Source organism: Sphingobium sp. ZW T5_29, assembly GCF_044987515.1.
GTDB lineage: Bacteria > Pseudomonadota > Alphaproteobacteria > Sphingomonadales > Sphingomonadaceae > Sphingobium.
The window spans coordinates 79,649-103,357 of sequence record NZ_JBJDRM010000005.1 but is presented as its reverse complement, the minus strand read 5'-3'; the positions used below and the strand labels follow the sequence as shown (position 1 = coordinate 103,357).

At 60.9% G+C, this 23,709-nt stretch carries 22 protein-coding genes and 1 tRNA gene; 8 read left to right on the top strand and 15 right to left on the bottom strand.

The genetic code is table 11. The features are described from left to right. Positions 1-94: 94 nt before the first annotated feature. Together ACI3KQ_RS05740 and ACI3KQ_RS05735 are read right to left on the bottom strand one after the other, a co-directional pair. Positions 95-703 carry a TadE/TadG family type IV pilus assembly protein gene (locus ACI3KQ_RS05740; RefSeq protein ID WP_404955656.1) on the bottom strand — a complete coding sequence of 203 codons (609 nt, stop codon included), beginning with the start codon at positions 701-703 and terminating at the stop codon, positions 95-97. After that, positions 700-2,724 carry a TadE/TadG family type IV pilus assembly protein gene (locus ACI3KQ_RS05735; protein ID WP_404955655.1) on the bottom strand — a complete coding sequence of 675 codons (2,025 nt, stop codon included), beginning with the start codon at positions 2,722-2,724 and terminating at the stop codon, positions 700-702. Before ACI3KQ_RS05735 ends, ACI3KQ_RS05740 begins: the two co-directional genes overlap by 4 nt. A 129-nt stretch (positions 2,725-2,853) precedes the next feature. Between ACI3KQ_RS05735 and ACI3KQ_RS05730 the strand changes: the two genes are divergently transcribed. Continuing rightward, positions 2,854-3,495 carry a hypothetical protein gene (locus ACI3KQ_RS05730; RefSeq protein ID WP_404955653.1) on the top strand — a complete coding sequence of 214 codons (642 nt, stop codon included), beginning with the start codon at positions 2,854-2,856 and terminating at the stop codon, positions 3,493-3,495. Between the two features lie 13 nt (positions 3,496-3,508). After that, on the top strand, positions 3,509-3,973 hold the full coding sequence (locus ACI3KQ_RS05725; RefSeq protein WP_404955651.1) for an EF-hand domain-containing protein: 465 nt from the start codon (positions 3,509-3,511) through the stop codon (positions 3,971-3,973). Between the two features lie 31 nt (positions 3,974-4,004). On the opposite strand, the gene trmFO is transcribed toward ACI3KQ_RS05725, so the two are convergent. The 8 genes from trmFO to miaA form a co-directional block, all read right to left on the bottom strand. Next, positions 4,005-5,357 (bottom strand): methylenetetrahydrofolate--tRNA-(uracil(54)-C(5))-methyltransferase (FADH(2)-oxidizing) TrmFO, encoded by a 1,353-nt coding sequence (trmFO, locus tag ACI3KQ_RS05720; protein ID WP_404955650.1) that lies wholly within the window; start codon positions 5,355-5,357, stop codon positions 4,005-4,007. Between the two features lie 23 nt (positions 5,358-5,380). Further along, the gene (gene leuA, locus ACI3KQ_RS05715; protein WP_404955648.1) at positions 5,381-7,051 is read right to left on the bottom strand and encodes a 2-isopropylmalate synthase; all 1,671 of its coding nucleotides are present in this window, start codon (positions 7,049-7,051) and stop codon (positions 5,381-5,383) included. Between the two features lie 861 nt (positions 7,052-7,912). After that, positions 7,913-8,539 (bottom strand): YceI family protein, encoded by a 627-nt coding sequence (locus tag ACI3KQ_RS05710; RefSeq protein WP_404955646.1) that lies wholly within the window; start codon positions 8,537-8,539, stop codon positions 7,913-7,915. Positions 8,540-8,884: 345 nt separating this feature from the next. Further along, positions 8,885-9,904: a ketol-acid reductoisomerase gene (ilvC, locus tag ACI3KQ_RS05705; RefSeq protein WP_037463071.1), complete on the bottom strand. Its 1,020-nt coding sequence runs from the start codon at positions 9,902-9,904 to the stop codon at positions 8,885-8,887. 204 nt (positions 9,905-10,108) lie between these two features. Continuing rightward, positions 10,109-10,624 (bottom strand): acetolactate synthase small subunit, encoded by a 516-nt coding sequence (ilvN, locus tag ACI3KQ_RS05700; protein ID WP_404955644.1) that lies wholly within the window; start codon positions 10,622-10,624, stop codon positions 10,109-10,111. Continuing rightward, on the bottom strand, positions 10,624-10,974 hold the full coding sequence (locus ACI3KQ_RS05695; RefSeq protein WP_404955642.1) for a hypothetical protein: 351 nt from the start codon (positions 10,972-10,974) through the stop codon (positions 10,624-10,626). Before ACI3KQ_RS05695 ends, ilvN begins: the two co-directional genes overlap by 1 nt. A gap of 10 nt (positions 10,975-10,984) precedes the next feature. Next, positions 10,985-12,733 carry an acetolactate synthase 3 large subunit gene (locus ACI3KQ_RS05690; RefSeq protein ID WP_404955640.1) on the bottom strand — a complete coding sequence of 583 codons (1,749 nt, stop codon included), beginning with the start codon at positions 12,731-12,733 and terminating at the stop codon, positions 10,985-10,987. A 99-nt stretch (positions 12,734-12,832) separates the two neighbouring features. Then, positions 12,833-13,807, bottom strand: a complete 975-nt coding sequence (gene miaA, locus ACI3KQ_RS05685) for a tRNA (adenosine(37)-N6)-dimethylallyltransferase MiaA (RefSeq protein ID WP_404955638.1) — start codon at positions 13,805-13,807, stop codon at positions 12,833-12,835. Between miaA and serB the strand changes: the two genes are divergently transcribed. Continuing rightward, entirely contained in the window at positions 13,806-14,684 is an 879-nt protein-coding gene (gene serB / locus ACI3KQ_RS05680) for a phosphoserine phosphatase SerB (RefSeq protein ID WP_404955636.1), read from the top strand. The two genes, miaA and serB, sit on opposite strands and share 2 nt — an antisense overlap. Positions 14,685-14,740: 56 nt before the next feature. On the opposite strand, the gene ruvX is transcribed toward serB, so the two are convergent. Together ruvX and ACI3KQ_RS05670 are read right to left on the bottom strand one after the other, a co-directional pair. Continuing rightward, positions 14,741-15,217 carry a Holliday junction resolvase RuvX gene (gene ruvX / locus ACI3KQ_RS05675; protein WP_404955634.1) on the bottom strand — a complete coding sequence of 159 codons (477 nt, stop codon included), beginning with the start codon at positions 15,215-15,217 and terminating at the stop codon, positions 14,741-14,743. Next, the gene (locus tag ACI3KQ_RS05670; protein WP_404955845.1) at positions 15,214-16,332 is read right to left on the bottom strand and encodes a DUF3089 domain-containing protein; all 1,119 of its coding nucleotides are present in this window, start codon (positions 16,330-16,332) and stop codon (positions 15,214-15,216) included. The genes ruvX and ACI3KQ_RS05670 overlap by 4 nt, the downstream gene beginning before the upstream one ends. Positions 16,333-16,456: 124 nt before the next feature. Here ACI3KQ_RS05670 and gatC point away from each other — a divergent pair, with 124 nt between their 5' ends. The 5 genes from gatC (at position 16,457) to ACI3KQ_RS05645 (ending at position 22,062) form a co-directional block, all read left to right on the top strand. After that, positions 16,457-16,744 carry an Asp-tRNA(Asn)/Glu-tRNA(Gln) amidotransferase subunit GatC gene (gene gatC / locus ACI3KQ_RS05665; protein ID WP_404955632.1) on the top strand — a complete coding sequence of 96 codons (288 nt, stop codon included), beginning with the start codon at positions 16,457-16,459 and terminating at the stop codon, positions 16,742-16,744. Further along, positions 16,744-18,228 (top strand): Asp-tRNA(Asn)/Glu-tRNA(Gln) amidotransferase subunit GatA, encoded by a 1,485-nt coding sequence (gatA, locus tag ACI3KQ_RS05660; RefSeq protein WP_404955843.1) that lies wholly within the window; start codon positions 16,744-16,746, stop codon positions 18,226-18,228. The genes gatC and gatA overlap by 1 nt, the downstream gene beginning before the upstream one ends. 97 nt (positions 18,229-18,325) lie before the next feature. After that, a complete protein-coding gene (gatB, locus tag ACI3KQ_RS05655; RefSeq protein WP_404955630.1) occupies positions 18,326-19,828 on the top strand; it encodes an Asp-tRNA(Asn)/Glu-tRNA(Gln) amidotransferase subunit GatB in 1,503 nt (500 codons plus the stop codon). 68 nt (positions 19,829-19,896) lie between these two features. Then, complete coding sequence (locus ACI3KQ_RS05650) at positions 19,897-20,787, top strand: hypothetical protein (RefSeq protein ID WP_404955628.1); 891 nt, start codon at positions 19,897-19,899, stop codon at positions 20,785-20,787. A gap of 66 nt (positions 20,788-20,853) precedes the next feature. Beyond that, positions 20,854-22,062, top strand: coding sequence for a serine hydrolase domain-containing protein (locus ACI3KQ_RS05645; RefSeq protein WP_404955626.1), 1,209 nt, complete (start codon positions 20,854-20,856; stop codon positions 22,060-22,062). 93 nt (positions 22,063-22,155) lie between these two features. Here the strand turns inward: ACI3KQ_RS05645 and ACI3KQ_RS05640 are convergent. The 3 genes from ACI3KQ_RS05640 to aguB form a co-directional block, all read right to left on the bottom strand. After that, positions 22,156-22,231: transfer RNA gene (locus ACI3KQ_RS05640), tRNA-Lys, on the bottom strand. Positions 22,232-22,276: 45 nt separating this feature from the next. After that, positions 22,277-22,789, bottom strand: coding sequence for a 2-amino-4-hydroxy-6-hydroxymethyldihydropteridine diphosphokinase (gene folK, locus ACI3KQ_RS05635; RefSeq protein ID WP_404955624.1), 513 nt, complete (start codon positions 22,787-22,789; stop codon positions 22,277-22,279). A gap of 54 nt (positions 22,790-22,843) precedes the next feature. After that, positions 22,844-23,692, bottom strand: a complete 849-nt coding sequence (gene aguB, locus ACI3KQ_RS05630; RefSeq protein WP_404955622.1) for an N-carbamoylputrescine amidase — start codon at positions 23,690-23,692, stop codon at positions 22,844-22,846. Between the last annotated feature and the right edge of the window lie 17 nt (positions 23,693-23,709).

Below are 23,709 nucleotides of genomic sequence, written 5' to 3'. Positions count from 1 at the left end.
TTGGCATTGGTTGAGCTTATTTGTTGAGGCAATTGAATACCGCCCCATTCGGGCTAAGCCTCGCAGGAATGATCGTCCGTTCATCAACTGATCCTCAGGTGCAATGGCCGATGACGGCCTCTGCCTGTTTGTCGAAAGGCTGATTCCGCAACAGGGTGCTCGATCGCATCGTTACCTCCTGTCCCCAACCAAGCAGGGAAGCCATGGGGAACATGCGGTCGTAGCGAAGCGTAACGGTGTAGATTGTCACGTCCTTCGCGCCGCCCTGGCCCGACGTCCCGGAATCGAGATCACGGACGCCATTACCATTGGCATCATCGAAACTTTCATTTGCGTCGCAGATATTGTTGTTGTTGCCGTCGATGAATGCTTCCGCCTTTGCTTGGGCGCGCCCGTAGGATTTATAGGCCATGCGGTCGAAGCTTAACGTACCGCTGTTGACCAGCCGCTTCACGGACGTTTCCACGTTATTGTCCAACAAATCGCGGTTCGCTTGGGTGGCGGTTTCCAATGCCGATGATCGCCCCGCCGCCAGTACCTCTCCAGTCAGGATCGACTTTGCGTAGAGATAATAGCCGACGTCGAACAGGAACATCAGCAGCAGAATGAGCACAGGAGCGACGAAAGCGAACTCTACGATCGTAGCCCCCCGTGCATCGCGGAGCAGTGTCCTCGATTCTTCGGTGGTAGCTGGACCGGTCATTTTGTGACCCGCAGCTGAGCGATTTGGGAGGCGATTTCCGCGAAGGTTTCAGTCAACTGGGAGGCATTGTTTGCCTGGAAAGCACGGCCTGGGGAAGCACAGCTGGACAGCAGGCTGGTCAGCTCTGTGCCGAAGGCGATTACCCAGACGGTGATATTCTTGTTGTTTTTCGCGATGTTACATAGCTCCGTCAGACGGGCTTCGGTAATGCCGTTCTGCGTCGCGTCCGTCGGGATCGATGTCTTGGGCGTGCGGCGGCGTGCGACTGCCGACTGGCCCCAGGCGTCATAGGCGCCGATGCGAGTATCGGTCTGGCCATCCGTCATGAATATGAGGTTGCGGGCATATTTGCCGGTTGCTTCCGCCGCGCTATGTTCGGCAGCGAACAGACCTTCTCGCGACATAAGGCGCAGGCCCCACAGCATCCCGATATCATGATAGGTAAAGCCCGCCGGCTTCAGCGCAGCCAGATAGGTTGCCAGAGCGCTTGCATCGATTTCGGCCAACTTGCGCGCATAGGTCGGACACGCGCCATATTGGGTCAGATCCGAAAATGGCGTGACATAGTTGGATGTGGACTTTGTGTAAGGTTGTGTTTCGCTGAAAATCCATCCGCTCGTAGCCGTAGGCGAGGTGCTACCGCGCCCGTAAACAAGACCCGGCAGGAATGGCTTCCACTGGGTCGTCACGTCATTCTTGTCGGGTATCAAATCGACATCCATGTCGTAGCGCTTGAAGTCATTACTTTCGTCCGTCCGCCGGGTAGCACGCTCTTCGATGCAGGCGTTTGTCTGATTCCATACGACCTTGCGCGTTGTTGGCTTCCCATTGGAAATGTTGCCGACCAACGGGACGGGGTTCTTTAGTTCCCCGCCGCTCACCGTGGCATTGCCGTCGCCCGTGCCCTTGAGATCGGTAAGGGGATATTCGATCTGCCGATAACGCCAAGGGTAGTCGTAGCTATCTGCGTTTTCCTGCCCAGCATTCGGATTTTCCTTTACCCACGACCGCTGCGTTTCGATGAGATTGTTGTAATTGGTGGGGGTGATCCAGCAGACTCCGTTCGACAGGCCCGCAGAATAGGTTGTCCCATTGCGGGTGCGCGTACGGGTTCGTTCGCGAGGTACCGCCGTGTTCGAAGGCGTCCAAGCCGTATAAGTGCTTGTATCGCTCAGCGTGTTCGCAGGCGCCTTGCAGTTTTCCGATGCGCCTTGATATTTCGTTCCTGCGCCCGAAGAACCACTCACCTTCTGCCACGGGTCGCTACCTGATATAGTATCCCCTTGGATGCCTCCGTCCCTGGGGACTTTGTCGGCCTCATGAAATTCCCGGGAATCATATTTCCATTTGTCGGCCACCCAGTCGCGCTTCAGAAGCATGCCGACATTGACCGTTGAGGAATAGGGTACGAATCCATAACGGATATGGCTGCCCGCGGGCTTCACGCTTTGAAGCGTGTTGTAGAAGTCGGTGACGGCGCTGCGCAGCACTGTGATGCGGCTCTGGCTGTCGCCTGGATTGATGTCATTCATGGACAGCGTGGTGTCGAGAACGAACATGACGTCGGTATTGGGCAACTGAAGGTCGGCGGTGCATTCGACTGTGACAGTCTTGTCAGGCATGCTGAACAGCGACATCAGCGTCATGGGCACGACGGCACTCGCCACGCCGGTGACCGCGCCTGTGTTCGATGCCGTATAGTCCACCGTCGATGAATTGGTGCCATATCTGTGCGCAGGAAAGTTGATGCTGAAAAACTTTTCAGCCGTTTCCTTGCTGTTGTCGGCACCGGTGGTCGTCCAGGTGATGCCCGACATGGATCGCCGCCCGGCAAGCGCGCCAGCATCGCAGGCTTGTTGCAGCCGCGTCTTGGTCAGGTAGATCCGGCTCATTTCAACGCCGCCGCCGATCAGCGCCGCCAGAGGAAAAATCGCGGCTGCAACCATGGCGAGCGTATTGCCAGCCTGGTTGTAATAAAGCCGCATCAGGATAAACAGTCCCCGCTTGATCCGTTCGCCCATGTTCTTCCACCCTGTTGACCCCGCCTTGCCGTGGCGGGGCGTCCCATCGCCTGACAGGCGCAATCATGAGGATCGATATGCGGACAGCAGTTAAAATGGTGATAATGCCTAGAACTGAAGCAATCCCACATGGCTGATAATGATGAAGGTCCTACCGCTGTAGCATCCCTGTTGAGCGCCTATGCCGGGCGCGATGCTGCGCGGCACCGACTGCTCTGGACGCTGGACGCGCGGCTCGCTCGTCTGGTGGCCTCCACAACGGAGCCGATGATCGGGCAGATCCGGCTCGCCTGGTGGAGCGATGCGTTGACGGATGAGAGCGGCGTGAAGGGAAGGGGAGAGCCGCTGGTCGACGCCTTGCGCGAAGCGGGGATAGCGCCGCCGACGGGATTGAGCGACTGGTTGGACGGTTGGGAGTCGCTGATCGGCGAGCCTGATCTTGTTGGCTATGCTGTTGGGCGCGGCGGCGGGCTTTTCCGGTCCCTCGCAGGCGAAGATGACGTGCCGGACTGGCTGATCGATGCGGGAGCGGTCTGGGCGCTGTGGGACCTGTCAGGCCATGTGAGCGACGTCGCAACTGCCTCCCAGGCCGTGGCGATGGGCCGCGATCGGCTGTTGTCCGGGCAGCCGCACTGGCCGCGTAAGTGGCGCCCGATGCGGATCGCCTATACCTTGGCCTGTCATGACATTATGCGGGGACGACCAGCGCCGCACGGGCTGACGCTGCGCCTTTATATGCGGTTGGTCCGCACGGCTTTGATGGCGCGTTAAGGGAGAGAAGGCATTGGGGCGATTTCTGGCAGGTGCGGCGGGTTCGCTGCTGTTGGTGGCGGGGGGTCTATTCTGGTGGCAAGGGCGCGCGACGAGTGAACCTGTTTCGCAAGCTCTAGTGGCGCCACCGCCACCGCCGCCCATCGCGTCTTTGCCCGAAGGCGATCCTGGCGCTGTTGGAAAGGCCTTGCCCATGCCGGGTGAGGCCAGCCCGGAAAGTCGCGAGCAAAAGCGCTTCGCCCGCTATGACCGCAATCGCGACGGGGCGATCACGCGGATCGAGATGATGGGCAGCCGGGTAAAGGCGTTCAAGGCGCTCGACAAGGATGGCGATAATCTACTCTCATTTGAAGAGTGGGCCGTCGCCACGTCTGACAGGTTCGGCAAGGCCGATGGGAATGCCGACGGCAAGCTGACGCCCGCCGAATTCGCGACCACCGCCCCTAAGCGGAAGGCGGCGCCAAAGTGCAGATGCTAGGGTCCTTATGCCCTAACGAAGCTATAAACGATCAGGCAGGCTGAAGCGTCCCCAGCCATTCCCCCAGCGCTGCCCGCGCGCGGGATGTCATGGCTTCCTTGCGCTGCTTTTTCTTCACATCGTCCAATGGAGGGAACAGGCCGAAATTGACGTTCATCGGCTGATAATCTGCGGTCGCTTCATTACCGGTGACATGGCCCAGCAGAGCGCCGAGCGCCGTTTCTGGAGGCGGTGCGGGTAGAGGATGCCCCAACAGTTCTGCGGCGGCGAAACGCCCGGCCAGCAACCCGATGGCCGCACTCTCGACATAGCCTTCACAGCCCGTCATTTGACCGGCGAAGCGGATGTGCGGCGCGCTTTTCAGACGCAGGGTTGCGTCGAGCAGCTTGGGGCTTTGGATGAAGGTATTGCGGTGCAGCCCGCCCAGGCGCGCGAACTCAGCCTTTTCCAACCCTGGAATCGTACGGAACAGTTCCACCTGCGCGCCGTGCTTCAGCTTTGTCTGAAAGCCGACCATGTTCCATAATGTGCCGGACGCATTGTCCTGCCGCAGTTGCACCACCGCATAAGGCCAGCGTCCCGTGCGAGGGTCGTCCAGTCCCATCGGCTTCATCGGGCCGTGCCGCAATGTTTCGGGACCGCGCGACGCCATCACTTCAATCGGCATGCAGCCTTCGAAATAGGGCGTGTTGGTTTCCCATTCCTTGAACTCGGTCTTTTCACCGTCGATCAGTCCCTGGACAAAGGTCTGATATTGTTCGCGGTTCATCGGGCAGTTGATGTAATCCTTGCCCTCGCCGCCGCCCGGACCAATTTTGTCCCAGCGATTGGCCATCCAGCATTTGTCCATGTCGATGCTGTCGAAGTGTAGGACCGGCGCGATGGCGTCGAAAAAGGCGAGATGGTCCATGCCTGCCGCCTGGCCGATACTGGCCGCCAGCGCGGGCGCAGTCAGCGGGCCGGTCGCGATGATTGTCATGCCGCTGGACGGTAGGGTATCGATACGTTCCCGAACGACTTCGACATTGGGGTGTTCGGCCAGCGCACTGGTCACGCCTTGCGAAAAGACATCCCGATCGACGGCGAGCGCCGATCCCGCCGGCACCTTGGCAAGTTCTGCCTGCGTCATGATGAGCGATCCGAGCCGCCGCATTTCCTGATGGAGCAGGCCGACGGCATTCTTGTCCGCATCGTCCGACCGGAAACTGTTGGAGCAGACCAGTTCGGCCAGCCCATCCGTCTGATGGGCCGGGGTCATGTCACCAGCGCCCCGCATCTCCGACAGGCGGACTTTCACCCCCGCCTGCGCCAACTGCCAGGCGGCTTCGGTCCCGGCGAGGCCGCCGCCGATGACATGAACCTGATGGTCCGCTGCTTTGCTCATTATTCGTCAGCCTGCTTTATCGGTCAGGCCGCGGCCACGCTGTTCGCCGCCGACAGGACGGCCTGAACCGACGCGGTCGCAATGTCGGTGTCGGTGCCTATGCCAAAAATGGTGCGGCCATCGGGCGTGCGGCATTCGACATAGGCGGCGGCGGCGACATTGGTGCCTGCGCCGATTGCATGCTCGCTATAGTCGGCGACCTCCAGATCGATACCCAGATCATCGCGCAACGCGGCCAGCACGGACGAAATGAGACCGTTGCCGCGCCCGGAAATAGACCGTTCCCCGCCCGCGTGCGCAATCTTTCCGGTAAAGATGCGGTCGCCCGCCTGGCCCGTCTCATTATAGTCGATCAGCCTGTAGGCCTGGTCGCCCGACAGGCGGTAATGGTCTTCAAACGCGGTCCATATGTCGGACGCGTTCAATTCCCGACTGGTCTGGTCGGCCAGCGCCTGCACCACGCGGGAGAAGTCAGCCTGCATCCGCTTTGGCAGCTTCAGCCCCTTGTCCTGCTGCAGCACCCAGGCCACGCCGCCCTTGCCCGATTGCGAATTGACGCGGATCACCGCTTCGTAATCGCGCCCCAGATCCTTGGGATCGATAGGCAGATAGGGCACGTCCCAAATCTGGTCGTTGCGCGTTTCCTGGGCGGCAAAGCCCTTCTTGATCGCGTCCTGATGCGATCCCGAAAATGCGGTGAAGACCAGTTCGCCTGCATAGGGATGACGCTGATGCACTGGCAGCTGGTTGCAATATTCGACGGTCTGAATGACTTCATCGATATCGGAAAAATCGAGGCCCGGATTGATGCCCTGCGTGTACATGTTCAGCGCCACCGTCACCAGATCGCAATTGCCAGTGCGCTCGCCATTGCCGAACAGGCATCCTTCGACGCGATCCGCGCCCGCCATCAGGCCCAGTTCGGCCGCCGCCACGCCCGTGCCGCGGTCATTATGGGTGTGCAGCGAAATCACGACGCTATCGCGGCGCGAAATATTGCGGCACATCCATTCGATCTGGTCGGCATAGATGTTGGGCGTCGCGGCTTCGACCGTGGCAGGCAGGTTCAGGATCAGCGGACGATTAGGCGTAGGCTGCAGGATTTCCATCACTGCTTCGCAACATTCGAGGCTGAAATCCAGCTCAGCGGTAGAGAAGGTTTCTGGCGAATATTCGAAATGCCAGTCGGTATTGGGCTGCTTGGCCGCATTATCGCGCAGCAGTTTGGCCGCGTTGATCGCGATGTCCTTGATCTGGGGGCGGTCCATCTGGAACACGATGTTGCGCCAGGCGGGCGACACGGCGTTGTAGACATGGACGATCGCCTTTTTCGCGCCGCGCAGGCTTTCAAAGGTGGTAGCGATCAGGTCTTCGCGGGCCTGGGTCAGAACCTGCGGGAACACATCGTCCGGGATCGCGCCATCGCGCACCAGGCCGGAAATGAAATCGAACTCGGTTGCGCCAGCGCTGGGGAAGCCGACCTCTATTTCCTTGACGCCCACTTTCAGCAGCAGGTCAAAGAAACGGCGCTTCTTTTCCGCGTTCATCGGGTCGATCAGCGACTGGTTGCCATCGCGCATGTCAGTGGACAGCCAGCGCGGGGGCGATGTGATGGTGGCGCTCGGCCACTGGCGGTTGGGCAGATCCACCTGGGGGAAGGGACGGTATTTCTGCGAAGGGTCGGTCAGCATCATGGGAAAGCTACTTCTTCTGCAAACGGGCGGCGGCACGGCCTGCCCGGTGAAACGACTATCTGCTTGGAAATGCCCTTAGGCGTATCGCTGCGTCATTCAAGCGAAGAGCAGCACAAAAGCACGCCTAAGGGCGTGTAAGTCGTAGCAGGGAAAGGAGCGCGCGCTGCATGATGGAGACGGCTTAACCTTTTTTGGGGGTGCGCGTCTAGTGTTTGTTGGGGGGAAGGCGGAATAGCGGCTTAGGGTGGGAAGCCGACAGACGGGTTCGTGAAGTGGTGAAGCGGAAAGGAGACATTGCTAAAGCAGCAAAGCGATGCTCTATTCTCGGCCTATGTCATCTGCCCGAGCATTTGCCCTCCTCTTCGCGGCGAGTTCAATATCTGTTGCTTGCTCAGCCGACGATGAAACGAGAATAACGACGCGTGACGCTGTCGGAGAATATCGGGGTACAGGCTATTCAGGCATAGTCCCTGGCCCTCGCCTAATTAAAATGAGTATTCTTGTGAACGGGACGTTCAACGGGGACATCTCCGTTCCCGATGGCTACATACAACATACCGGGACTTGGAATTTCGGGAAGTATATCCGGGCGAAGCAATGCCGCGAGATAGAATTCAGAGATGAGGGGCATCTGCTTGGGGTCAAATGCGCCTCAGTTGGTTCTGATGGCGTAACGGGCCTTGATTGCATCGCAAATCGAGATTGCTCGATGAGCAGAAGACTGGATTTCCAGCCCGTTCGAGTGTCTGTTATCGGATGACCTTGGGCCAACTCTGAAGGGCAACAACTGGTCGGTTCGAGACCATGCTTAGCTGCATCACCCCGGATAAGGTCCGGGGTGATGCCGTGTGTTGGCCGGCGTTATTTCTGAAATGCCGCCACGATTTTCAGTTCGATGGTGTCGCCGACCATGGGCACGCCATAGCCCATGTCGAAGTCGCTGCGCTTCACCGCGCCGGTCGCTACGAAGCCGACATTTTCCTTGCCGCCCATCATCGCGGGAGCCTTGCCCGCGCCATAGAATTCGGCTTCGAGCGTCACGGGCTTGGTGATGCCCTTGATGGTGAGGTTGCCGGTGATTTCCGCGCCGGTGGGGCCGTCAGCCTTTACGCTGGTCGAGACGAACGTCGCCTTGGGGAATTTTGCGGCGTCGAAGAAGTCGGCCTTCATCAGATGTTCGTCGAGTTTGGCGACGCCGGTGCGGATGTTGGCGATGGGGACGTCCACGGAGACCTTGGCAGCGGCGACATTCTTGGGATCGAGGGTCAGCGTGCCAGTGGATTCGGAGATGACGCCGACATTGTTGGAAAAGCCCATATGGTCATAGGCAAACACGATCTGCGTGTGGCCGGGATCAATCTGATACGTGCCACCGGTGACGCGGGCGGGATCCTTTGCGCCGGGTACGGCGGGCGTTTGCTGGGCGATGACGACGGTGCCGCCTGCGATCGCGGTGAAGGCAGCAGCGGAAATCAGCAACTTGCGCATCGGTGGTTCTCCAGAAGCAAAAGACGCGACACCATAGCGGCATCATTTCATTGTTCCAGAGGTGTAACCGGAAACAGAGGGTTACCGGATGTGGATTTTTGGAGGGGGGCTGCGCGCGTGGCGCGGGATGGGACTGGGGCTTTAGATCCCAGCTTTCGCTGGAGTGACGGGGTGGTGTGTTGCTGCTGGGGGGCTTACCGTCTGCGGGAGGGCGCAGGATCAACCTTGCATATGCGAGAGGCGCAAAGGTCGCAGGAGTAATTCTCCCTGCGTCCTCTGCGCCTCTGCGCGAACGAATGGAAAAGTGGTCAGGGGGGCGGGCCGGATAGCCCTCCCGCGCCAGCCTTAGTTCTTTTCCTGATCCACCAGCTTGTTGGCGGCGATCCAGGGCATCATGGCACGCAGCTTTGCGCCGGTTTCTTCGATCGGGTGACGCTGGGCGGCGATGCGGCTGGCCTTCAGTTCAGGCTGGCCGGCGCGGTTGTCGAGCACGAAGTCCTTCACGAAGCGGCCCGACTGGATGTCGGCGAGAACGCGCTTCATTTCCTTCTTCGTTTCTTCGGTGATGATGCGCGGGCCGGTCTTGATATCGCCATATTCGGCGGTGTTCGAGATCGAGTAGCGCATGTTGGCGATGCCGCCTTCATACATCAGATCGACGATCAGCTTCAGTTCGTGGAGGCATTCGAAATAGGCCATTTCCGGCGCGTAACCAGCTTCTACCAGGGTTTCGAAGCCCGCCTGGACCAGCGCGGTCGCGCCGCCGCACAGCACGGCCTGTTCACCGAACAGGTCGGTTTCGCATTCCTCGCGGAAGTTGGTTTCAATGATGCCCGAACGGCCGCCGCCGACGCCGCTGGCGTAGGACAGGGCGATGTCATGGGCGTTGCCGGTTGCGTCCTGCGCGATGGCGATCAGGCAGGGGACGCCGCCGCCGCGCTGATATTCGCTGCGAACAGTGTGGCCGGGGCCCTTCGGCGCGATCATGATCACGTCCACGTCCTTGCGCGGCTCGATCAGGCCGAAATGGACGTTGAGACCGTGCGCGAAGGCGAGCGCCGCGCCCGGCTTCAGGTTGGCGTGAATGTCGTCGGCGTAGATGGCGGCCTGATGCTCGTCGGGGGCGAGGATCATGAGGACGTCGGCCCATGCGGCAGCTTCGGCGTTCGGCAGAACCTTGAAGCCTGCGCCTTCCGCCTTCTTGGCGCTGGCTGAGCCGGGGCGGAGCGCAATGGCGACTTCGGCAACGCCGCTGTCGCGCAGGTTCTGGGCGTGGGCGTGGCCCTGCGAGCCGTAGCCGAGGATGGCGACCTTCTTGCCCTTGATGAGGCCGATGTCGGCGTCGCGATCGTAATAAACCTTCATGTTTCCAATTCCCTCAATCGTGCCATTGTCCTCACCCCGCCACGGGGAGAGGATACGAAATCTTGGCTCGACCAAGCCGGGCCTAGATGGAGTAGGAGAGGGGCTTTCGTTCCCGTGAGGGCGCTGGCCCCTCTCCCGCTGCGACTAGGCGGCGAGCCGCCAAGTCTCGCTGCCCTCTCCCCTGCAGGGGAGAGGGAAATTCGGTCAGTTCGGCTCCTTGCCGCGGATCAGGCCGACGACGCCGGTGCGACCGACTTCGACCAGGCCGATCTGGCGCATCAGGCCGACGAAATTGTCGATCTTTTCGGTGGTGCCGGTGATTTCGAAGATGAAGCTTTCGATCGTCGTATCCACCACCTTGGCGCGGAACACGTCGGCAAGGCGCAGCGCCTCTATCCGGTCTTCCCCAGTGCCCGAAACCTTGACCAGCGCCAGTTCGCGTTCCACGAACGGGCCATTCTCCGTAAGGTCGGTGACCTTATGTACGGGCACCAGCCGGTCCAGTTGGGCGATGATCTGGTCGATCACCTTTGGCGGGCCATTGGTGACGATGGTGATGCGGCTGATCGCGTGATCGGCTGTGATGTCCGCCACGGTCAAACTGTCGATATTATAGCCGCGCGCGGTGAACAGGCCTGCGATGCGGGCCAGAATGCCCGCTTCATTGGCGACCATCAGCGACAGGACGTGTCGCTCGCTATATTCTTCCTGGATATGCATCAGATGCTTGCCCCGTTATCCGGTTCCTTGTCGCGTTCGCGACGCTCGGAAATCATGCCTGTGAAGGCGTAGTGCCAACTGCCTTCGTCCTGATGAGCGAGGCGGACTGGAAAGCCCGCAATCGCGTCGAACATGCGCGCGATATGTTCGCCCACATAGCGTGGAGAGGCGAGCAGGCGGCTCACCCGGCGTCCGTGGAAATCAAATCCGTCATCCAGATGAACTTCCCACTCTTCATTTTCTGGATCACCATGGTCCACGGTCCAGCCCGTCAGTTCGGCCGTACCCGCGATCCGTTCGAAATCGAAGGGTTCGCTCACATGAATGCGCAGCTTCAGATGTCCGGTCACGCCATCACCTTCACACCAGCGCCTTCGCCTCGTCGGACATGATACCTTCCACCTGGCTGGGGTCGAGCAGCATGTCGGTATGCGCCGCGCCGGACGGGATCATCGGGAAACAATTGGACAGCTTCGCCACGCGGCAGTCCACGATCACGGGGCCGGGCGTGTCGATCATCTGACGAATGCCTGCTTCCAGTTCCTGTGGTCCTTCGATGCGTATGCCAGTCCAGCCATAGGCTTCGGCCAGCTTTACGAAGTCGGGCAAGCTATCCGAATAGCTGTTCGAATAGCGGCTTTCATAGGTCAGTTCCTGCCACTGGCGAACCATGCCCATATATTCATTGTTCAGGATGAAAATCTTGACCGGCAGGCGATATTGGCTGGCCGTCCCCATTTCCTGGATGTTCATCTGGATCGATGCATCGCCCGCGACGCAGACGACCAGGCTGTCGGGGTTGCCGACCTGCGCGCCGATGGCGGCGGGGAAGCCATAGCCCATGGTGCCAAGGCCGCCGGAGGTCAGCCACTTGTTGGGCGCGTCAAAGCCGAAATGCTGGGCCGCCCACATTTGATGCTGGCCGACTTCGGTGGTGATGATCACATCTTCCGCCGAACGTGACGCCTTGTAGAGTTGGGCAATCGCCTCTTGCGGCATGATCTCTTCGCGGCTTTCGGGATAGGCCAGGCTGTTGCGGGCGCGCCATCCTTCGATTCGGGCCCACCATTCGGACAGGTCAGCTGTCTTGTGCCCGCGATCCTTCCAGCATGCGATCATGTCGGTCAGGGCGCTGCCGACGTCCGCAATGACGGGCAAGTCGACGGCGACCGTCTTGTTGATGGAGCTCCGATCGATGTCGATGTGGATTTTCGTGCTGTTGGGCGCGAAAGCATCCAGACGCCCCGTGACCCGGTCGTCGAACCGGGCGCCGACGCACAGGATGACATCGGCCTTGTTCATCGCCCAATTGGCTTCGTAAGTCCCATGCATGCCCAACATGCCCAGCCATTGCGGCCCGGATGCGGGATAGGCGCCCAGGCCCATCAGCGTGGAAGTCACCGGCGCACCGGTCAGCGCTGCCAGTTCCCGCAGCAGCGTGGATGCTTCCGGCCCGGAATTGATCACGCCGCCGCCGGTATACAGAACCGGACGCTCAGCATTTGCGAGCAACTCGACAGCCTTGGCGATGACCGCAGGGTCCGCCTTTGTCTGCGGGCGGTAGCTGGCATGTTCCAGCCGTTCGGGACGTTCATAACGCGCGGTCGCGACCTGGACATTCTTGGGAATGTCCACGACGACCGGACCGGGCCGACCGGTGGTGGCGATATGAAACGCCTCATGAACGACGCCTGCCAACTTGGCCGGGTCCTTCACCAGATAATTATGCTTCGAACAATGGCGCGTGATGCCGATGGTGTCCGCTTCCTGGAAAGCGTCGGTGCCGATCAGCTGCGTTGCGACCTGGCCGGTGATGACGACCATCGGGATGGAATCCATCAGCGCGTCGGTGATGCCGGTGACGGCATTTGTAGCGCCGGGGCCGGACGTGACCAGCACGACGCCGGGCTTGCCGGTCGAACGGGCATAGCCTTCCGCCATATGGGTCGCGCCCTGTTCATGACGGACAAGGACGTGGCGGATTTTCGGATGATTGTAGAGCGCATCGTAAATGGGCAACACAGCCCCGCCCGGATAACCGAACACGACCTCGACCCCCAAGTCGATCAGGCACTCAACCAATATGTCCGCGCCGCTCTTTTCGGCCACGATGAAATCCTTCCGCTATGCAGGTTGCGCCCTCTGCTCCAGATGAGGAGCGAAGGCAAGGAGGGTGCCTCTATTAGACATAAAATGCCTAGTCAATAGCTATGCACGTAACTTAATTACGATATCGTCGATGATATTGTTATCAATATACTCAATTTCTCGCGGCCAGTCGCTGGGGGGTTGTCGGGAAAACCAGGTATACTGGCGTTTGGCATATTGCCGGGTGGCGATGCGACCGCGCTCCAGCATCGTTGCCTGTTCCATCTCTCCCCGCAGCCAGGCCGCAATCTCTGGCACGCCGATCGCCCGCATGACCGGGAGGTCGGGGGAAAGATTGCGGGCCAGCAGGGCTTCCACCTCCCCCACGGCCCCGCCTGTTACCATCTGTTCAAAGCGGCTGTCACATCGGTCGATCAGCCAGTCGCGTGGCGGCAGCAGGATTAGCGGCGATAGCCTGATCTGCTCTGCGATCCCGCCGCGCTTATGTTGCTGCCATTCGGCGAGTGTTCGTCCGGTGGATCGCACGACCTCAAGCGCGCGGGCGACCCGGCTTGTGTCGGCAGCGGCCAGACGTGCCGCAGCAGGCGGATCTTCACGGGTCAGGGCCGCATGCGCCTCAGCCACGGGCAAGGCGCGCACTTCGGCGCGTATGGCCGGGTCAATGTCCGGCACCGGCGCAATTCCATCGAGCAACGTGCGAATATAAAGGCCGGTGCCGCCAACCAGGATCGGTAGCTGCCCGCCTTCATGCGCTCGCCGGATTTCAGCTCGCGCTTCGGCTGCCCAGCGGGCGGCGGTACACGCCTGCGCGCCATCAATATGGCCAAAGAGGCGGTGGGGAACGCCCCCCATTTCCTGCGCATTGGGACGGGCGGACAGGATTTGAAGGTCGGCATAGACCTGGCTGGCATCGGCATTGATGACGACCCCGTTCGCTGCCTTGGCCAATGCGATGGCGAGCGCGCTCTTGCCGCTGGCGGTGGGTCCGGCAATAAGCGCCACGCGCGGGCGGGATTCGCCTTTATGTGTTTCGGGCCAGTTTGTTTCGGCCCAGTTTGTTTCGGGAGTGTCCATGTTCGTCGCGACCTTAGTGGCAAGTGCGGCCTTGAGTCAGGAAGATATTGTAGAGGCGGTTCGTCGGCTGGCCCAAGCCGGCTGCGCGCCGGGCGATAGCGTCTGGCTGGACGAAGGCAAGGCAGCCGACATTTTCTTCAATGCAGAGCCGACGGTCGCGCGTGCCGCGCTTGCCGGGCTGGGGCAGGGGGTGGACATAATCGTTCAGCCTGCGGACAACCGTGAAAAGAAGCTGCTGATCGCCGACATGGATTCCACCATGATCACCGTGGAATGTATCGACGAGCTGGCTGACTATGCCGGGATAAAGACGCAGATTGCGGACATTACCGAACGGGCCATGCGCGGCGAGCTGGACTTTGCCGGGGCGCTGCATGAGCGGGTCGCGTTGCTCAAGGGCCTTGACGATTCCGCGATCGATCGCTGCCGTGTGGAGCGGGTGAAGATCATGCCTGGCGCCAAGGTGCTGGTCCGCACGATGAAGGCGCGCGGTGCGCGAGCGCTGCTGGTTTCAGGCGGTTTCACTCGCTTCACCGGGCCGGTAGCCGAAGAAATCGGCTTCGACAGTGCGGTGGCCAATGTGCTGGACATAATCGACGGCACGCTGGCTGGAACGGTTGCCCTGCCCATCGTGGATGCGGCGCGCAAGCGGGCCGAGTTGGAGCAGGCCATCGCGGGCGGCATTGATCGCGCTCTTACCCTGGCGGTCGGTGATGGGGCGAACGACATTCCCATGATCCAGGCAGCCGGCTTGGGCGTTGCCTATCATGCCAAGCCCAAGACCAGGGAAGCAGCAGCAGCCGAGATTGTCCATGGTGACCTGTCGGTGCTGCTCTACGCCCAGGGCATAGCGGCCGCTCATTGGGTGCATGATTGAAGTTTTCGGGACGTCACGGCTGGCTGCATGTTGATCGCGCGAAGGTCCGGTCAGGCTTAAAAGCTCGCCATTAACCCATCGATCGCGCCCTGCAATATGTAGCTGGCGGCTAGCTTGTCGACCAGTTCACTGCGCCGGGCGCGGCTGGCGTCGGCTTCCAATAATGTGCGCGTGACGGCTTGCGTCGACCAGCGTTCATCCCATAGCAGGATTGGTCGGCCCAGGTCGGCGATGTTGCGGGCGAAAGCCCGGCTGGCCTGACTGCGCGGACTTTCGCCGCCGTCAAGGTTCAGGGGCAGGCCAATGACGATCCCCTTCACCTGCTGCTGATCGATAAAGGCGGTCAGCGCGATCTTGTCCTTGCTGAACTTGCCGCGGGCAACAGTATGAGCGGGGCTGGCGATGGACCAGCCAGCGTCGCACAGGGCCAGGCCGATCGTCTTGGTCCCCACGTCCATGCCGAGCAGCCTTCCACCCTGGGGCAGGGCTTGGCGAAAATCAGCGCGGTGATTGGTGATCAGGGATGAAGTCATGATTTCAGAAAAGCCGCCAGTCGATGTCGCGCGTCTTCCCGCACGTCGCCCCAAAAGAGGCTGTAGTCATAGACGTGATAATTGTTGCCGGGCAAGGTGAACGGCCCCATGTCGATTGGCTCGCCGATCATCAATATGCCTCTGCCATCGCACTTGGCAGGCACGATCCCTTTGAGCAGTCGCGGTGCCCCCTTCTCGTCGCGGCTGTCCAGCGTTCCCTGATTGGCGTTCGCTGCGGCAGCACCGTTAAGAACGCCCGTAATCGGGTTTGTGCACAGCATGTTCGTGCCCTTGCGCGTCATCCCGGTGAAGCCCTTCTGACGCTCGAAGCTTTCAATCATGGGCGAAGGGTCGGCGGGATCGGCATAGCTCTGCCAACTGACCAGGCAATGCGCCTGATCGCGGCGCGCACAGGCGGGTAGGCCCAGCGCGGGCAGGTCCGCCTCTACCGATACGGGCCACCCGACCGCATAGGCTGCGACCACCCGTTCCGCGACCGGCTTGCCCGCCACCTGTTCGCGCAGCACCTGGAGCAAATGACGCGATCCTTGGCTATGCCCGGCAAGGATCAGCGGCCCGGTGGGATTGGCCTTAAGGAAGGCGGCGAAGGCCAGAACGACATCGCCATAAGCAGCGGACAGCGCTCGATCCCCGGCGGGCTCGCTGGTCAGGAATGCGCCGAAATTGGCCTGGCGATATCGCGGAACCCAAATGTCGCCGATGCCGTTGAACGCGCTGGCCTGATCCCGCACAAAAATCCGCGCGGTCGCGAGGGACCCCTTATCGTTCAGCCGCATGTTCCAATGCGCGCCGCTGAAGGTGGTGATATAGGATGTGGGATGGATGAAGAAGACTGCGGCCTTTTGCGCAACGGGTTCGTCCTTCAAGCCTTCGGGCCGCCAAAGCGCCGGATTATCCCTGACGATGTCGGGCCGTGCGATCCACATTCCCCGGTCGTCATAGGCATTTACGGGGAGAGGGGCGAGGGGGGTGAAGGCTTCACGCGGAACCATGACCGCGCGGATCATCTGCATGCCCCAGATGCGATATGCCAGCAACGCCGCCAGGACCAGCACGATCAGGCTGGCGACGACGTAAAGAAACTTGCGGGCCAAGGCTTTGCTCTCCATCAGTTGGCAGCGCCTTACAGCCTGCTTCTGGCGGCGCTGTCTGGCGCAGGTGAATGTGGCGCGCAAGTGCGGACTTGAAGCGGGCGTGAGCGGGTGGTAGCGGCGGCCCATGTCGATAGACCTTCAGACCGTGAAAAAGATCGCCAGCCTCTCGCGCATTTCGGTGACGGATGCCGAAGCCGAAGCAATGGTGCCGGAACTCAACAACATCCTTGGCTGGGTGGAGCAATTGGGCGAGGTGGATGTGACCGGCGTTGAGCCGATGACCGCCGTCATCCCTAACAAGCTGCGCCTGCGCGAAGATGCTGTCACCGACGGCAATGTCCGCGACAAGGTGCTGGCCAATGCGCCACAGGCTGAACACGGCTTCTTCGCCGTGCCCAAGGTGATCGAATGATGAGCAATCTGACTGACCTGACGGTTGCGGAAATCCGCGACGGCTTTCGCGCGGGCGATTTTTCCGCGCGCGAAGTGGCCGAGGCGTTCAACGCCAATGTCGCCGCTGCCCAGGCGCTGAACGCATTCATCGTCGAAACCCCGGAAAAGGCGCTGGAAGCTGCCGATGCGGCCGACAAGGCGAAGGCTGCCGGTGAACCGCTAAAGCCGCTTTCGGGCGTGCCGATCGGCATGAAGGACCTGTTTTGCACGGAAGGCGTACAGACGACCGCGGCCAGCCACATGCTGGAAGGGTTCAAGCCGACCTATGAGTCCACCGTGTCGAAGAAGCTGTGGGACGCGGGCGCGGGGATGCTGGGCAAGCTGAACCTTGATCAGTTCGCCATGGGGTCGTCCAACGAAACCAGCTATTTCGGCAATGTCATTTCGCCTTGGCGGCGTGGCGGTGGCGATAACGCCGCGCTGGCACCGGGTGGTTCTTCGGGCGGTTCATCCTCTGCCATCGCTGCGCGGCTGTGTCCGGCGGCCACCGGGACCGATACGGGCGGTTCTATCCGTCAGCCCGCTGCCTTCACCGGCATTTCGGGCATCAAGCCGACTTACGGGCGTTGCTCGCGCTGGGGCATCGTGGCGTTCGCAAGCTCGCTGGATCAGGCCGGGCCGATGGCGCGGACGGTGCGCGACAACGCGATCCTGCTGGAGACGATGGCGGGCTTTGACCCCAAGGATTCCACCTCGCTCGATCTGGCGGTGCCGCAGTGGGAAGCTAATTTATCGAGCAATCTCAAGGGCAAAAAGGTCGGCATTCCCAAGGAATATCGTCCCGATGGCCTGAACGCGGAAATCTCCGCCATGTGGGATCGCGGCATTGATTGGCTAAAGGACGCGGGCGCCGAGGTGGTGGAGGTATCGCTGCCTCATACCAAATATGCGCTGCCGACCTATTATATCATCGCCCCGGCAGAGGCTTCTTCGAACCTCGCCCGTTATGATGGTGTGCGTTACGGCCAGCGCGACCTGCCCGATGGGGCGGGATTGCAGGACATGTATGCCGCGACCCGCGCCTTGGGCTTTGGACCAGAGGTCAAGCGCCGCATCATGATCGGCACCTATGTGCTGTCAGCGGGCTTCTACGACGCCTATTATACGCAGGCGCAGAAGGTCCGGGCGCTGATCGCGCGTGACTTCGAACAGGCTTTCGAAAAATGCGACCTGCTGCTGACGCCGACCGCACCGAGCGCCTCCTTCGCGTTGGGAGAGAAACAGGCCGATCCGTTGGCCATGTATCTGAACGATGTCTTCACCGTGCCTGCCTCGCTGGCCGGATTGCCTGCCATGGCGGTTCCGGGCGGGCTGGACTCGCAGGGCTTGCCGCTTGGGTTGCAGATCATCGGCAAGGCGCTCGATGAGCAGACGGTGCTAAACGCGGGGCTCGCTATCGAGGAACGCGCGGGCTTCACGGCACGGCCGGCGAAGTGGTGGTAAAATGAACCGTGCTCCGGCGAAGGCCGGAGCCCAGGGCCACTTGGCTCTGCACTCACCCTGGGTTCTTGCCTTCGCAGGAACACTTGAGGACAAGAAAATGACCGACACAGCATATCGCATTCAGGGCGCAACCGGCGAGTGGGAGGTCGTGATCGGCCTGGAAGTCCATGCGCAGGTGACGAGCCAGGCGAAGCTCTTTTCCGGCGCCGCGACGGCTTTCGGTGCGGAGCCGAACACGCAGGTTTCGCTGGTGGATGCGGCCATGCCCGGCATGCTGCCCGTGCCGAACCGGGAATGCATCCGCCAGGCAGTGCGCACCGGCATGGCGATCAATGCGAAGATCAACAAATGGTCGCGCTTTGATCGCAAGAATTATTTCTACGCCGATCTGCCGCAGGGCTATCAGATCAGCCAGCTCTATCACCCGCTCGTGGGCGAGGGAGAGATTGAGATCAATCTCGACGAGAAAAACCCCGATGCGGAAACCAAGCGGATCGGCATTGAACGCATCCATGTCGAGCAGGATGCGGGCAAGCTGATGCATGACCAGCATCCCACGCGTTCCTATGTCGATCTTAACCGTTCCGGCGTGGCGCTGATGGAAATCGTGTCGAAGCCGGACATGCGTTCTCCCGCAGAAGCAGGGGCGTATCTGTCGAAGCTGCGAACCATCCTTCGCTATGTCGGCTCCTGCGACGGCAATATGGACCAGGGTTCGATGCGCGCCGACGTCAATGTTTCCGTCCGCAAGCCGGGGCATGAATTCGGCACGCGCACGGAAACAAAGAATGTGAACTCGGTCCGATTCGTCATGGCGGTGGTCGAATATGAGGCGAGCCGTCAGGTCGACGTGCTGGAAGCTGGCGGCAAGATCGTTCAGGAAACGCGCCTTTACGACCCGGACAAGAATGAAACGCGGTCCATGCGGTCGAAGGAAGATGCGCATGATTATCGCTACTTCCCCGATCCCGATCTGTTGCCGCTCGAACTGGACGATGCTTTCCTGGAGGAATGTCGCCGATCGCTGCCCGAACTCCCCGATGTCAAACGCCACCGTTATGAAGAGCAGTTGGGCCTTTCCGCCTATAATGCCGCGACCCTGACCGCTGACGCGGATACCGCACGCTGGTTCGAGGCGCTGCTGGCCGAAGCGGCGCGCATCCAGAAAAAGAGCGAGGGCGAAGTAGCCAAGGCGTCGGCCAACTGGCTGCTGTCGGAGCTTTATGGCGCGCTCAACCGGCTCGGCAAAAGCCTGGAGGACAGCCCCGTCGGCCCTGAGGAAGGCGCGGAACTGCTGGCGCTGGTCGCCGATGGCACGATCAGCGGCACCATTGCCAAGCAGGTGTTCGAAATCATGCTCGAAACCGGCGATCGCGCACCCAAAATCGTCGAGGAAAAGGGGCTGAAGCAGACTTCCGATACCGGCGCGATCGAGGCGGCGGTAGCCAAGGTGCTGGCCGACAATGGCGACAAGGTCGATCAATATAGGGCGGGCAAGGAAGCACTGTTCGGCTTCTTCGTCGGACAGACGATGAAGGCGATGCAGGGCAAAGCCAACCCGCAGGTCGTGAACGAATTGGTCCGCAAGGCGCTTGCCTGAACTGTCATGCGGCGTCTAAGCCCCTGAAAAGCTGGAAGCGGGGGGCTTTCAGCGTATGGGGGGCGACTATGAAATCATGGAGCAGGCTGGCGGCAGTGGCGCTGATGGGCGCTTGTACCTTGCCGGGCGGCGTTCGGGCAGAAACGCTGACCAACGACATGGTGGTGGCGCTGGTGCAGGCTGGCCTTGGCGACGAAGCCGTCATTGCCAAGGTCAGGGCTTCGGCCGCTCATTATGCGCTGTCGACGGATGACCTGATTTCGCTCAAGAAACGAGGCGTGCCGGGCACCGTCATCGCCGCCATGATCGATGCGGGAACATCTGGCTCCGTTTCGGCGAAAGCGGCATTTTCGGCTGATTCCCCTGATCCATTGGTGCCCCATCCATCGGGCATCTACATGCTGATGGATGGCGCGCCGCAGGTCAGGATGGCGCGGATCGACCCGACGACTTCGAACCAGAGCAAGACCGGAGGCATTTTGGGCTATGCCTTCACCGGCGGCATCGCGTCCCTCAGCATCAAGGCGGTTATTCCAAACACCAGCGCAAGGACACGGACCCCGAAGTCGCGCCCAACATTCTATTTCTATTTCGATGAGAGCAGCCGGGGTCTGTCGCAGTCCGGCGCACCTTCGCTCTGGCTGTCGGGGCCTGCCACGGCGATCACATCGCCTAATGAATTCACCTTGATCCGCTTCGACGTGAAGAAGGACCGGCGCGAAACGCGGGTCGGCAGCATGAACTTGGCTGGCGCAAAGTCTGGTGTCATGGACAAGGACCGGATCGCCTTCGACTATGAACAGATAACGCCAGGCGTGTTCAAGGTGACACCGGCGGGGGAACTGGCGGCGGGTGAATATGGCTTCCTCTATTCGGTTAGCGCAGGTGCGGGACCGGGCATGTGGGGCAGCGGGACAGGCTCTGCGCGAATCTTCGACTTTGCAATCCAGCCGGAATGAAGCCGGTCATATGGACATCGGCGCAATTTCGCTGTCCTAGCTGAAGTCTCAACGGCTGGAGGCAGGATGCAGGCGACAATGTGGGTGAACGAAGCGGCTGCGGAGTCAGTGGGCATGGACGCCGGGCGCCTTCGCGCGTTGGCGGAAGGGCTGGACCGCACCTATGTTGCGTCAGGCAAGCTGCCGCATTTGCACTTGCTTGTGTCGCGTGACGAAAAGCTGCTCCTGAGCCACATTAGCGGCAAGGCTCGCGCGACCGGTGAGCCGTTGCAGGACGATGCCCTGTTCCGCATCGCTTCGATGACCAAGCCGGTAACGTCCATCGCTTTCATGATGCTGGCGGAGCAGGGGTTGGTGGCGCTCGACGACCCGGTCACGACGGTGTTGCCGGAATTTGCGGACCTGCGCGTCGGCTTGAACGGAGAGCCGCTGCGACACCCGATTCGGATGATTGATCTGCTGCGGCACATGTCCGGCCTGACTTATGGCTTGCAACAGCGAACGGCGATAGATGCGCGTTACCGTGACCTTGGCCTCGATGAGTTTCACCAGAAACGAAGCTCCGAGGAGTTTATCCAAGCGGTGGCGAGCCTCCCGCTGGAATTTTCTCCCGGCGACCGTTGGAATTATTCCATCTCCACCGACGTGCTGGGGGTCGTGGTCGAACGACTGAGCGGAATGGATTTGGCAAGTTTCTTCGCTGAACGGATATTCCAGCCGCTTGGCATGCACGACACATTCTTCGACCTGCCCGATGACAAAGTGGGCCGGATGACCGATGCCTGGCAGCTGGGGCCGGGCGGGCGGCTGTCACTATATGACCGTGGCGAACGGAGTAGCTGGCGACGTGCTTCGCGCTTCCGATCGGGCGGAGGCGGCCTGGTTTCCAGCGCGCAGGACTATCACCGGTTCGCCCTCATGCTCCTGCGTGGCGGCGAACTGGACGGGGCCCGGCTGCTGCGGCCAGACACGCTGTCGATGATGCACGCCAATCAGTTGCCCGGTGGCGCCGACCTCGCCAGCCTTTCCTCCTCGATGTTCAGCGAGGCGGATTATGCGGGCGTGGGCTTTGGCCTGGGATTCGCCACCGATCTGGCGACTGGTGAGTTTTTCTGGGGCGGCGTGTTTTCGACTTTTTTTGTCGTTCATCCTGCTCAACGCACGATCGGCATATTGCTGACGCAGCATTTTCCATCCAACACATACCCCATACGCCGCGAGTTCCGCGACGGGATCAAAGCGTCGATCATCGGAGCGCAAGCGCCAGACGCATGATTGTGCTGCGACAGAAATGTCGTTGTAGGTGGCCTATGTGCTACCCGGCCAGGCCACCGACGGCGGCAGCACCACCTATATATCTGAGATATATGGTGAGCCCTGCTGGGTTCGAACCAGCGACCTACTGATTAAAAGTCAGTTGCTCTACCGACTGAGCTAAGGGCCCTCACGCTGCGAGGTCTGCACGCCCTAAAGGCGGCGATGCGGCGGGTCAACCTCTAGGAAGCGGGATTGGTGTCGCTTTTCGCAGCCGCGCATGAAGGTGGCGGACAAAGCGACCGGAAACCGGGTGTCGCCAGCCGGGCGCGATCTGGCGAAGCGGGTCCAGCACGAATTCCCGCAGGTGGAAAGCGGGGTGGGGAATGGTGAGCGAGCGGCTTTGCCAACATCCCCCCGACCACAGAATGATGTCGATATCCATGCTGCGCGCGCCCCAGCGCCGATGACGGCGGCGACCGAGCTTGTCTTCGATTCCCTGCAGGGCTTTCAGCATCTCGTCAGGCGTCAGCGCGCTTTCAACAATCAGGGCGCTGTTGGCGAATTGCCGGGCGGAAGGGCCAAGCGGGCGGGTTGCCAGGACCGGCGCCATCGCGCGGACATATCCCAGCGCGCTGATCCGTAAAGCGGCCTCCTGCAGTAGGCGGGCAGGCGTGCGCCCGGCGGACAAGGCACGGTTCGAGCCGAGCGCCAAGGCATAGAGGTGAAGGGCGCGATGGGCCGTCATGGAACCAGCGTTTGCCGTGTCACACTGGCGCTGCAAAGCGTCGGCCTTGCGGCATCAAATGTCCTGCGCGATCCGGCCATAAAGCTCTGGCCGTCGGTCGCGAAAGAATCCCATGCCTGCGCGGTGCTTGCGCGCCTGGTCCAGATCCAGTGTCGCCACCAGTGCGCCATTATCCTTGCTGTCGGCTTCCGCTGCAAAATCGCCCCATTCGTCCGTGATGAAGCTGTGTCCGTAGAATTTCTGCCCCTGTTCCTCACCTATGCGGTTGGCGGCGATCACGGGCATGCAATTACTGACCGCATGGCCGATCATCGCGCGCCGCCACATCCGGCTGGTGTCCAGGTCGGCGTCATAGGGTTCCGAACCGATGGCGGTGGGATAGAAAAGCATTTCAGCCCCCATCAGGGCCATGACGCGGGCCGTTTCGGGATACCATTGGTCCCAGCAGATGCCGACGCCGATGACCCCATGCCGCGTATTCCAGACCTTGAATCCCGAATTACCGGGCCGGAAATAATATTTTTCCTCATAACCCGGCCCATCGGGGATGTGGCTCTTGCGGTAGATGCCCATAATCTCCCCTTCGTCATCGATCATGGCGAGGGAGTTGTAATAATGCTGGCCGTCCCGTTCGAAAAAGCTGGTGGGAATGTAGACGCCATGCGCCTTGGCGACCTTGCGCATTTCCTGAACGGCGGGATGTTGTCCCACCGGCAGCGCCTGAGAGAACAAGGCCTCATCCTCCACCTTGCAGAAATAGGGGCCTTCGAACAGTTCGGGGGGCAGCACGATCTTCGCGCCCCGTGCCGCCGCCTTCACGACCTGGCCAGCAACCATTTCGATATTGCTCGCCATGTCTTCGGAAAAGGCGAGTTGAAGCGCGGCGACAGTCACTTTGGTCATTGGTTCATGGTCCCTGG